Source organism: Streptomyces sp. NPDC057307 (genome assembly GCF_042667665.1).
Lineage (GTDB): Bacteria > Actinomycetota > Actinomycetes > Streptomycetales > Streptomycetaceae > Streptomyces.
Genome location: NZ_JBHUZM010000093.1, coordinates 20,081 through 30,276 on the forward strand (window position 1 = coordinate 20,081; position 10,196 = coordinate 30,276).

Annotated in this window: 9 protein-coding genes; 6 read left to right on the plus strand and 3 right to left on the minus strand. The window is 70.5% G+C overall.

Going from position 1 to position 10,196, the window contains the following annotated elements:
- Nucleotides 1-233 precede the first annotated feature (233 nt).
- From ACFUN8_RS26215 to mug, 6 genes are all read left to right on the plus strand, one after another.
- The gene (locus ACFUN8_RS26215; protein WP_383642285.1) at nt 234-362 is read left to right on the plus strand and encodes a hypothetical protein; all 129 of its coding nucleotides are present in this window, start codon (nt 234-236) and stop codon (nt 360-362) included.
- Complete coding sequence (locus ACFUN8_RS26220; RefSeq protein ID WP_383642287.1) at nt 359-1,723, plus strand: hemolysin family protein; 1,365 nt, start codon at nt 359-361, stop codon at nt 1,721-1,723. Before ACFUN8_RS26215 ends, ACFUN8_RS26220 begins: the two co-directional genes overlap by 4 nt.
- A complete protein-coding gene (locus tag ACFUN8_RS26225) occupies nt 1,720-2,742 on the plus strand; it encodes a hemolysin family protein (protein WP_383642290.1) in 1,023 nt (340 codons plus the stop codon). Before ACFUN8_RS26220 ends, ACFUN8_RS26225 begins: the two co-directional genes overlap by 4 nt.
- A gap of 47 nt (nt 2,743-2,789) precedes the next feature.
- Nucleotides 2,790-3,596: an SGNH/GDSL hydrolase family protein gene (locus ACFUN8_RS26230; RefSeq protein WP_383642293.1), complete on the plus strand. Its 807-nt coding sequence runs from the start codon at nt 2,790-2,792 to the stop codon at nt 3,594-3,596.
- Between the two features lie 87 nt (nt 3,597-3,683).
- Complete coding sequence (gene purB / locus ACFUN8_RS26235; RefSeq protein WP_383642295.1) at nt 3,684-5,126, plus strand: adenylosuccinate lyase; 1,443 nt, start codon at nt 3,684-3,686, stop codon at nt 5,124-5,126.
- Nucleotides 5,127-5,136: 10 nt separating this feature from the next.
- Nucleotides 5,137-5,691 (plus strand): G/U mismatch-specific DNA glycosylase, encoded by a 555-nt coding sequence (gene mug, locus ACFUN8_RS26240; RefSeq protein WP_383642298.1) that lies wholly within the window; start codon nt 5,137-5,139, stop codon nt 5,689-5,691.
- On the opposite strand, the gene ACFUN8_RS26245 is transcribed toward mug, so the two are convergent.
- The 3 genes from ACFUN8_RS26245 to ACFUN8_RS26255 form a co-directional block, all read right to left on the minus strand.
- On the minus strand, nt 5,688-7,196 hold the full coding sequence (locus ACFUN8_RS26245; RefSeq protein WP_383642301.1) for a sensor histidine kinase: 1,509 nt from the start codon (nt 7,194-7,196) through the stop codon (nt 5,688-5,690). The two genes, mug and ACFUN8_RS26245, sit on opposite strands and share 4 nt — an antisense overlap.
- Nucleotides 7,183-7,863, minus strand: coding sequence for a response regulator transcription factor (locus ACFUN8_RS26250; RefSeq protein ID WP_383642304.1), 681 nt, complete (start codon nt 7,861-7,863; stop codon nt 7,183-7,185). The genes ACFUN8_RS26245 and ACFUN8_RS26250 overlap by 14 nt, the downstream gene beginning before the upstream one ends.
- A 1,724-nt stretch (nt 7,864-9,587) precedes the next feature.
- Entirely contained in the window at nt 9,588-10,025 is a 438-nt protein-coding gene (locus ACFUN8_RS26255; RefSeq protein WP_383642307.1) for a hypothetical protein, read from the minus strand.
- Nucleotides 10,026-10,196 lie beyond the last annotated feature (171 nt).

Sequence of the window (10,196 nt, forward strand, 5' to 3'; positions counted from 1 at the left end):
TGGGGATGAACCCTCCGGGGATCAAGGCGATACGCCAACGCGGTTCGCCGCACGACTCGTTCACCGGTGGGGACCGGCGGCGGCCACCGCCCGAAACCGGTGCGCCCGCCCACCGCGGCGGGCCGTGCCCGTCGTCCCGCCCGTCCTCGGCACTAGCATGGGCCGCTCGCCCGTGCTTGGACACCGGGCGTGACCCCCGTCCGCCGCCGACCGAGAGGTGTGAGCGTCCGCCCATGGGCGAGCCTCCCCGCATCCGCACCACCGACGCCCCCGGCGACGCCACCGACGCGCCCACCGACAGCCGCGGATATCGCGCCGCCCGCCGCCCCCTGACCGACCATGGGACGGAGGTGACCCGATGACCGAAGTGCTCCTGCTCCTCGTGGCGGTGCTGCTCGCGCTGGCCTGCGGGGCCTTCGTCGCCGCCGAATTCTCACTGACGACGGTCGAGCGCAGCGACCTCGAACGGGCGGTCGAAGGCGGCGAGCGTGGTGCGGCCAGCGCCATGAAGGCCGTACGCAGCCTCACCTTCCAGCTCTCGGGTGCCCAGTTGGGCATCACGGTGACCAATCTGGTCGTCGGCATGCTCGCCGAGCCGTCCGTGGCGAAGCTGATCCGCGGTCCGGTCGAGGCGATCGGCTTCTCCCCGTCCGTGGCGTCGTCGCTGGCGCTGGTCATCGGTACGGCCCTGTCGACGGTCGTCCTGATGGTCGTCGGCGAACTCGTCCCCAAGAACTGGGCCATCTCCTCGCCGCTGGCGGTCGCCAAGGTGGTCGCCACGCCGCAGCGAATCTTCACCGGGGCCTTCCGGCCGTTCATCAGCCATCTCAACAACACGGCGAACCGTCTCGTACGGCGCCTGGGCCTGGAGCCCGCCGAGGAGCTGGCCTCCGCCCGCAGCCCGCAGGAGCTGGTGGCCCTCGCCCGGCACTCCGCCAAGGCGGGCGCGCTGGAGGCGGACACCGCCGAACTGTTCGTGCGCACCCTCAACCTCGCCGAGCTGACGACGGAGAACGTGATGACGCCGCGCGTGCAGGTCACCGCGCTCGACGTGCTGGCCACGGCCGAGGACGTCGCCAACGCCACCCGTGCCACCGGGCTCTCCCGCTTCCCCGTCTACCGCGAGAACCTCGACACCGTCGTGGGCGTCGCCCACATCAAGGACGTGCTCACGGTCCCCGGCGAGCGCCGCGTCCGTACGAGGGTGTCCGAGGTGATGCGTGAGCCCCTGCTCGTACCGGAGTCGCTGACCGTGGACCGCCTGCTGGACCGGCTCTCCGGGAACCGCACCATGGCGGTCGTGATCGACGAGTACGGCGGCACCGCCGGTGTGGTGACGCTGGAGGACATCGTGGAGGAGGTCGTCGGCGAGGTACGCGACGAGCACGACCCGCACGAGACGTCGGACCTGGCCCGCGCCGGCGAGGACGCCGACGGCCGCGACCTGTGGTCGGCCGACGGCGCCACGCGCTTCGACCAGCTGTGGGACATCGGGCTGCGGGCGCCCGAGGGGCCGTACGAGACGCTGGCCGGGCTCGTCGCCACGGAACTCGGTCGGATTCCCGTCGAGGGCGACCGGGTGGAGCTGGGCGGCTGGCGGGTCGACGTGGTCGACGCGTCGGGGCGGCGCGCGGCCCGCGTACTGCTGCACGCGCCGCCCCCGACGCCCGACGGCGAAGAGAGCGGCGACGAGAACGGCAACGGCGGGGGGACGGGACGATGATCGCGATCCAACTGCTCGTCGGCCTGCTGACCCTGGTCGTGAACGCCTTCTTCGTCGGGGCGGAGTTCGCCCTGATCTCGGTGCGCCGCAGCCAGATCGAGCCCGCCGCCGAGGAGGGCGACCGGCGCGCGCGCAGCGTCCTGTGGGGCCTGCAGCACGTGTCGGCCATGCTCGCCGCCGCCCAGCTCGGCATCACGCTGTGCACGCTGGTGCTGGGCATCGTCGCCGAGCCGGCCATCGCGCATCTGCTGGAGCCCCTCTTCGACGCGGTCGGCGTGCCCCACGGGGTGGTGCACCCGATCTCGTTCGTCATCGCGCTCGCCGTGGCGACGTATCTGCACATGCTGCTCGGCGAGATGGTGCCCAAGAACATCGCGCTGGCCGAACCGGTGCGTACGGCGCTGATCCTCGGCCCGGCGCTGGTGGGGCTGGCCCGTGCGCTGCGACCGGTGATCTTCGCGGTCAACGCGTTCGCCAACGTGCTGCTGAAGCTGCTGCGCGTGGAGACCAAGGATGAGGTGTCGGCGACGTTCACCGACGCCGAGCTGGCCCGGATGGTCACGGACGCCGGTGACGCGGGGCTGCTCGACGACCGCGCCGCCGAGCGGCTGCACGACGCGCTGGAGCTGGGGCGAAGGCCGGTGCGGGACGTGGTCATGCCGCTGGAGCGGGTCGTGACGGCGCGGGTGGGGATCACGCCCGTGGAGCTGGAGGCGCTGGCGGCGGAGTCCGGGTTCTCCCGTTTCCCGGTGGTGGACGAGTCGCGGCGGATCCTCGGCTATCTGCATGTGAAGGACGCCCTGGACGCGATGCCGCGCGACGAGGCGTTCGAGGTGGCCGGGATGCGGGCGATCGCCCAGGTGCGGACGGACACCCCGATGGACGACGTCCTGACGGCGATGCGCCGCAGCCGTACGCATCTGGCCGCCGTGCTGGACGAGGACGGCAAGCTGGAGGGCCTGGTCACGATGGAGGACGTCCTGCGGGAGCTGGTCGGGAGGCATGCGCAGGGGGCCTGAGGCCGGTCCGGGAGGCGGCACCGGCGCGCGATACGATCGCTGACGCCATGGAGAAGAACGCCACGTACACCAGTCTGGTCGCGCTCGGGGACTCGTTCACCGAGGGGATGTCCGACCTCCAGCCGGACGGGTCGTACCGGGGGTGGGCCGATCTGCTCGCCGCCCGTCTCGCCGACCGTACGCCCGGTTTCCGGTACGCGAATCTCGCCGTACGCGGCAAGCTCATCGGTCAGATCCTCGACGAGCAGGTGGACTCCGCCGCCGCGATGCGGGCGGACGTCGTGACCCTGGTCGGCGGGCTGAACGACACCCTGCGGCCCAAGTACGACGCGGGCCTGGTCCTCGGGCAGCTGGAGGAGGCGGTGGAGCGACTGGCGCCCACCTGCGGGCGGCTGGTGCTGATGCGCAGCCCGGCCCGCCGGGGGCCGGTGATGGAACGGTTCCGCCCCCGCTGGGAGAAGCTGTTCGACTTCATCGACGAGCTGGGCGCGCGGCACGGCGCGCTGGTGGTCGATCTGTACGGGGCGAGTGTCCTCGGCGAGCAGCGCATGTGGGACGTGGACCGGCTGCATCTGACCGCCGACGGCCACCGCAGGGTCGCCGAGGCCGTGTGGCAGGCGCTGGGCGGGGAACCGGCGGACGACTGGCGCGCGGAGCTGGCACCGGATCTGCCCGTGGGCTGGCTGATGCGGCGCACGGGGGACGCGCGGTTCGCGCGCCAGTATCTGGGCCCCTGGATCGGCCGGCGGCTGACGGGCCGGTCGTCGGGGGACGGCAGGGCGCCGAAGCGGCCGGAGCTGTTGCCGTACGAGCCGCTGCCGGGTGACGCGGGTGTGCGGCACGAGCAGAAGTAGGGCCGCGTGCGGGCGCGTGTCTCGTAGCGACGTACGAACGAGGGCGCGGCGCGGACCTGCGGGAATCGCCAAGTAGAATCCGGCCATGTGACTGCTGCGTCTGTGAAGCCCCGTATCCCCAATGTCCTCGCCGGCCGCTATGCCTCGGCGGAGCTGGCCGTGCTCTGGTCTCCCGAGCAGAAGGTGAGGCTGGAGCGGCAGCTCTGGCTCGCCGTGCTGCGGGCCCAGCGGGATCTCGGTATCGAGGTGCCCGAGTCCGCGCTCGCCGACTACGAGCGGGTGCTCGACCAGGTCGACCTCGCGTCGATCGCCGAGCGCGAGAAGGTCACCCGCCACGACGTGAAGGCGCGGATCGAGGAGTTCAACGCGCTCGCCGGTCATGAGCAGGTCCACAAGGGCATGACCTCGCGGGATCTGACGGAGAACGTCGAGCAGTTGCAGGTCCGGCTCTCGCTGGAGCTGATGCGCGACCGTACGGTGGCGGTGCTGGCGCGCCTGGGGAAGCTCTCCGGGGAGTACGCGGAGCTGGTCATGGCCGGCCGCTCGCACAACGTCGCCGCGCAGGCGACCACCCTCGGCAAGCGCTTCGCGACAGCCGCGGACGAGTTGCTCGTCGCGTACGGCCGTCTGGAGGACCTGCTCGCCCGCTATCCGCTGCGCGGTATCAAGGGCCCGGTCGGCACGGCGCAGGACATGCTCGACCTGCTCGGCGGCGACGCGGCGAAGCTGGCGGACCTGGAGGGCCGGATCGCGGGGCATCTGGGCTTCGGCCACGCGTTCGTCTCGGTCGGTCAGGTGTATCCGCGGTCGCTGGACTACGACGTGGTGACCGCGCTGGTGCAACTGGCCGCCGGTCCCTCGTCGGTGGCGAAGACGATCCGGCTGATGGCCGGGCACGAACTGGTCACCGAGGGCTTCAAGCCCGGCCAGGTCGGCTCCTCCGCGATGCCGCACAAGATGAACACCCGCTCCTGCGAGCGCGTCAACGGACTGATGGTGATCCTGCGCGGCTACGCGTCGATGACGGGAGAGCTGGCGGGCGACCAGTGGAACGAGGGCGACGTGTCGTGCTCCGTGGTGCGCCGGGTGGCGCTGCCGGACGCGTTCTTCGCGTTCGACGGGCTGCTGGAGACGTTCCTGACGGTGCTCGACGAGTTCGGCGCGTTCCCGGCTGTCGTCGCCCGCGAGCTGGACCGCTACCTGCCGTTCCTGGCGACGACGAAGGTGCTGATGGCCGCCGTACGCGCGGGGGTCGGCCGGGAGGCCGCGCACGAGGTCATCAAGGAGCACGCCGTCGCCTCCGCGCTCGCGATGCGTGAGCGGGGCGCGGAGCGCAACGAGTTGCTGGACAAGCTCGCGGCGGACGAGCGGATGCCGCTGGACCGGGGGCAGTTGGACGCGTTGATGGCCGACAAGCTGTCGTTCACCGGTGCGGCGGGCGATCAGGTCGCGGCGGTGGTCGCCCGGATCGAGGAGATCGTGAAGCGGCACCCCGAGGCCGCCGGATACACGCCCGGGTCGATCCTCTGAGGCCGGCGAGGTGAAGCCGGAGGAGTTGGCCGCCGCCCGCGACCGCGTCATTCCCGATGTGGCCGCGGCGGGCCTGGGCGTGCTGTTCTGCGGGATCAACCCGGGTCTGATGTCGGCGGCGACGGGCCACCACTTCGCGCGGCCGGGCAACCGCTTCTGGCCGGTGCTGCGGCTCTCGGGCTTCACCCCGCGGCAGTTGGCGCCGTCGGAGCAGGACGAGTTGCTCGACTACGGCCTCGGCATCACCAATGTCGTGGCACGGGCGACGGCGCGGGCGGACGAGCTGGGCGCCGAGGAGTTCCGCGAGGGCGGCCGGCTGCTGGTGGCGCGGGTGGAGCGGCTACGGCCCCGCTGGCTGGCGGTGGTGGGCATCACCGCGTACCGCACGGCCTTCGACGACCGGAAGGCGGCGATCGGTCCGCAGTCGAGGACGATCGGCCCGACCCGGATCTGGGCGCTGCCCAACCCGAGCGGTCTGAACGCGCATTGGACGGCGCAGACGATGGCGGAGGAGTTCGGCAGGCTGCGTACGGCGGCGGAGATGCCGGACCGGACCCAGCTTTAAGTGCCTTCCTTAGTGCCTGCCGTGGGTGCCCCTGACTCAAGGGCCTGCTGGGGTGGGGCTTGCGGGAGGCGTAGCCGGAAGCACGCTCCGAGGGTCCGGGGGGCGAGGGCGAGGGTGCCTTGGTGGCGGTGCGCCAGGTCGCGGGCTATGGCAAGGCCCAGGCCGGTGCCGCCGTGGTCGCGGGAGCGGGCGTCGTCGAGCCTGACAAAGCGTTCGAATATGCGCTCGGCGTCCTTGGTGGGCACGCCCGGTCCGTCGTCGTGCACCGTGAGGACGACCCAGGCGCCCTGGTTCCGGACGGTGATCTGGATACGGTGCGTGGCGTGGCGGGCGGCGTTGTCGATGAGGTTGCGCAGCAGCCGTTCGAGTTCGTCGGGGTTTCCGCGTGTGTGTGCGGGGGCGGTGCTGTCGCAGGTGAGGGTCAACGGCCGTTCGTTGAGGGGGTATTGCTCGGTCAGCCGGGAGGCGAGGGCTGTCAGGTCGACGGTCTCGGAGTCGGCTGTGGGGGCACGGGTGTCGAGGCGGGCGAGGAGCAGCAGGTCCTCGGCGAGGGCTTGGAGGCGGCGGGTCTGCCGTGCGGCGGTGGTGGCCGCGGCGGGCCAGTTGGTGCGTTCCGGGTAGGCGAGCGCGATTTCCAGGCTGGCGAGCAGTGTGGTGAGGGGGCTGCGCAGTTCGTGGGCGGCGTCCGCGACGAAGCGGCGTTGCCGGGCGGCTGCGTCGTCGAGGCGTTGGAGGGTGGCGTTGATGGTGGTGGCCAGGGCGGTCAGCTCGTGTCCCGTGGCGGGGACGGTGACGCGTTCGCGGGGGTCGCTCGCGGTGACCGAGGCGGTGAGGACGCGGATGGCTTCGACCGGCCGCAGCGCGTTCCGGACGGCGAAGTAGGCGACGGCGGCGATCAGTACGAGGCTGACGAGCCCGGCCCGGAGCAGCAGGCGGTCGGTGGTCCTGGTGATCTCCGCGGTCGTGTGCGGGAGTACCACCACATAGACCCGCACCGTGGCGTCGGCGGTGACGCCCAGAGCGGCGGCTTTGTCGCTGTCGAGATCATGGATGTCGGAGGTGAAGACCTGCTGGGTCCCGCCGGCGATGTCGAATATGTCCTTGGAGTCGTAGTCGGGGTTCACGGGCAGGCGGACGGTGGTGGGCAGCAGTTCCCCGGGCTCTCCGGGTGTCGGCGGGGTGGGCATCACATGGTGGGTGCCGGGATAGGCGTCGCTCAGGGCGCCGCCGGAAGCGACAGCGGTGCGCCGGCCGGTCGCGACGACCTCGTAGGGTACGACGCCCCCGGAGTTGGGAATGACGCCCTGCGCCACCTGATCGGCGAGGGACCAGAGTTGCTGCTTGGCCTGGTCCTCGGCGATCTGCTTGCTCCGGTGGTGGACGTCGTGGTGCAGCCACCAGCCGATGCCGACCAGGATGACGGCGGTGGCCGAGGCGGCGGCCAGGGCCGTGCGGGCCCGTACCGAACGCGGCCACCAACGCGGCCGCCGGTCAGTCGCGTTCACGGTCGTCCACCAGTCGGTAGCCCGTACCCCGCACGGTCTGCAGGGACCGTCGGCCGAACGCGGAGTCCACCTTCTTGCGCAGTGCGCTGACGCGCGCCTCCACCAGGTTGGGATCCAGCGCTTCGTCGGGCCACGCGTGATAGAGCAGATCCGCTTTGGGGACCGCCTGGCCAGCCCGGCGGGCCAGCAACTCCAGCACGGCGAACTCCCGTGGGGTGAGTTCCACTCGGGCCCCGGCCCGGCGGCAGACCCGGCCGGCGACGTCCAACGAGAGGTCGCCCACGGCGAGAACGGGCGGTGCGACCGTCGCGGCTCGTCTGACCAGGGCCCGCAGCCGTGCCACGAGCACCATGTACGAGAAGGGTTTGGCCAGGTAGTCGTCGGCCCCCGTGTCCAGGGCCTCCGCCTGATCCCAGTCCCCGTCCTTGGCGGTGAGCACCAGGATGGGTGTCGCGTTGTTCTCCCGGCGCAATTGGGCGCAGACCTTGTAGCCGTTGAGGCCGGGCAGCATCAAGTCCAGTACGACAAGGGCGTATTCGCCGGTCCGGGCCATCCACAGTCCCTGTCGGCCGTCATGGGCGAGATCGACGCTGTAGCCCTCGGCGGTCAGGCCGGTGTGCAGTGTGTGGGCAAGGTCGATCTCGTCTTCGACCACGAGGATGCGCATGTGGTGCAGCCTCGCACAGCGCCTGCCCGCTTTCCTGATCGGCCGGTCAGGTTGGGTCAGCAGCCGGTCAACGAGGTCCGGGCACGCTGGCGGAGTCCTTCGCCGCCGCTGAAAGGCCCTGTCGCCGATGTCCTGTACCGAGTTCGACCTTGTCGACGATACGGAGAATGCCTCTCCGAGGGCTTCCTTGCATGCTCCTCCGAGGGTTCCCTTGCTCTCGCGTGGGAGATTTCTCGCTCCCTTTCTGCTGCCCGTTTCGCTGTCCGCCCTTCTCGGCGTATGGGGAATTCGCAGAGAGGAAGCCCTGTGGCATGACGAGGCTGTGACTCTCGACTTCGCTTCCCGTAGCCTGCCGGACCTGTGGCAGACGCTGGGCAACGTGGATGCCGTGCATGGAGCGTATTACCTTCTCATGCATGGGCTGTTCGGTCTGTTCGGGACCGACCTCCTGGTGCTGCGTCTTCCCTCCGTTGTCGCCGGTGCGCTGGCAGCGGCGGGAGTCACGGCGCTCGGGGTCCGGTTGGCGGGGACGCGAGTGGGAATGCTGGCGGGTCTTTCCTTCGCCGTACTTCCGGATGTTCAAAAGTATTCACAGGAGGGGCGCTCGTACTCACTGGTCTGCGCGCTTGTGGTCTGGGCGACCTATTCTCTGGTGAGTGCGGCACTCGGCTGTCGAACCCCGGCGACCACGAGGCGCGGAAGTTCCACGGCGCCCTGGATCGTGTATGGCGTTCTCATGCTGGGGGCGTGCGTTCTGCATCAGTTCGCCGCTCTTGCCCTGGTGGTACACGCCTTCGCCCTGCCGCGTCATGCGCGGCGCCCCTGGGCGTACACCGCGCTTCTGGTGGTGGCGGGATTCGCACCCCTCGCGGCTCTGGGTATGGCGCAATCCGGTCAAGTCGCCTGGATCGACGGTGTCACCGGTGGTGAATATCTGCGCTTCGCGATACTGGCTTCCTTCGCGGCGGTGCTGGCCCACTTCGTTGCGCCGGGGAGCGCCCGCGAAGTCTCTCCTGAAGTGCCTTTCAGCCTACGGGCGATCGCCCTGCCGCTGTTCCTACTGCCCACCGCACTTCTCATGCTCATCTCTCTCCACAAACCTTTCTATGTGGAGAGGTACGTGCTCTACGGTCTCGTCGGCCTCGCGCTCCTTCTGGGGGCCGCGCTGGACCGCGTGCCTGAACTGGGGCGCAATCCGCGCGTGACCGCGGTGATCGTCGTGGCGTCGGCGATCGCACTGCTCATACCCGAGTCCCTTGCGCTGCGGGCACCGGAAAGCCGGTCGGACAATGTCACGGCTCTGGCCAGAATCCTGTCCAGGGAATACGCTCCCGGCGACGGAATTCTCTACCTGTCCGAGAAGAGGCGCGCGTGGTCGCTGGCCTACCCCTCGGTGAACAGAGAGATGTTCGACCTTTCCCAGGCACTCACTCCGGCAGCCTCGCACGACCTGTACGGCACCGAGTTGCCTTCCCCTCAGATTCGCGCGCGCATGCGCGGCAGCGCACGCATTCTCGTCGTCACGGAACCCGAAGGAATTCGTGTCGAGAGCAACGGGACGGAGCGGATGAAGGAGAGGGTGCTGGCGGAAGACTTCACCAAGGAACTCACCATACGAATCGACGGGGCCCAAGTCATCGTCTACGAGCCCCGCACAACGGCTGCCGAGGCTGAACGCGCGGTGTCGCAGGCGCCGACGGTCCGCCGACATTGTCGGAGCCGGCCTACGGCGGGTCGATCTCCGTCACCGCCAACAGCAGTCGCAACGGGTGCTCGTCTCCCTGCCAGTACACGCCCAGCACCACCCACCGGCCCCCGGTCCGCCACAGGTGCGCACTGCCGATGCCGTCCGACAGGGCGCGCCACGGCTCCGGTATCTCCTCGCCCTCCGTGGCGCGCACCCGGGTGCTCCAGAGGCTGACCGGCTGCGGCTCCCCCCACCGCGCCGCCAGCACCGATACGAGGGCGTCGCACTCCGCCTCGTACTGCTCCGCCTCCTCCGCCCGGCGCGACCCGTCGGCCTCCAGGAAGCTCTCGACGACCACCAGCTCCGCCAGGTGGTAACCCGGCCCGCTCGTGCCCGTCTCGGACCCGGCGCGCTCGGCGGGGAAGGACCGGGCGCACAGCAGATCGACGGTGGCGAGGTGCTGTGCGGTGCTCATGAGTCCAGTAAAGCGCCCGCCACTGACAATTGGCAGGCCGTCAGGCACGCGCGGACCTCCACCCCGGACAGCCCCCGCACCGCGCCCCCACGACCGGCCGCTTCCGGCCGTCGAAGGGAGCTTTCCGGCACGGCCCCGGTCCCGTGTCGTCGTCCGTTAGCCGCCTCGGCG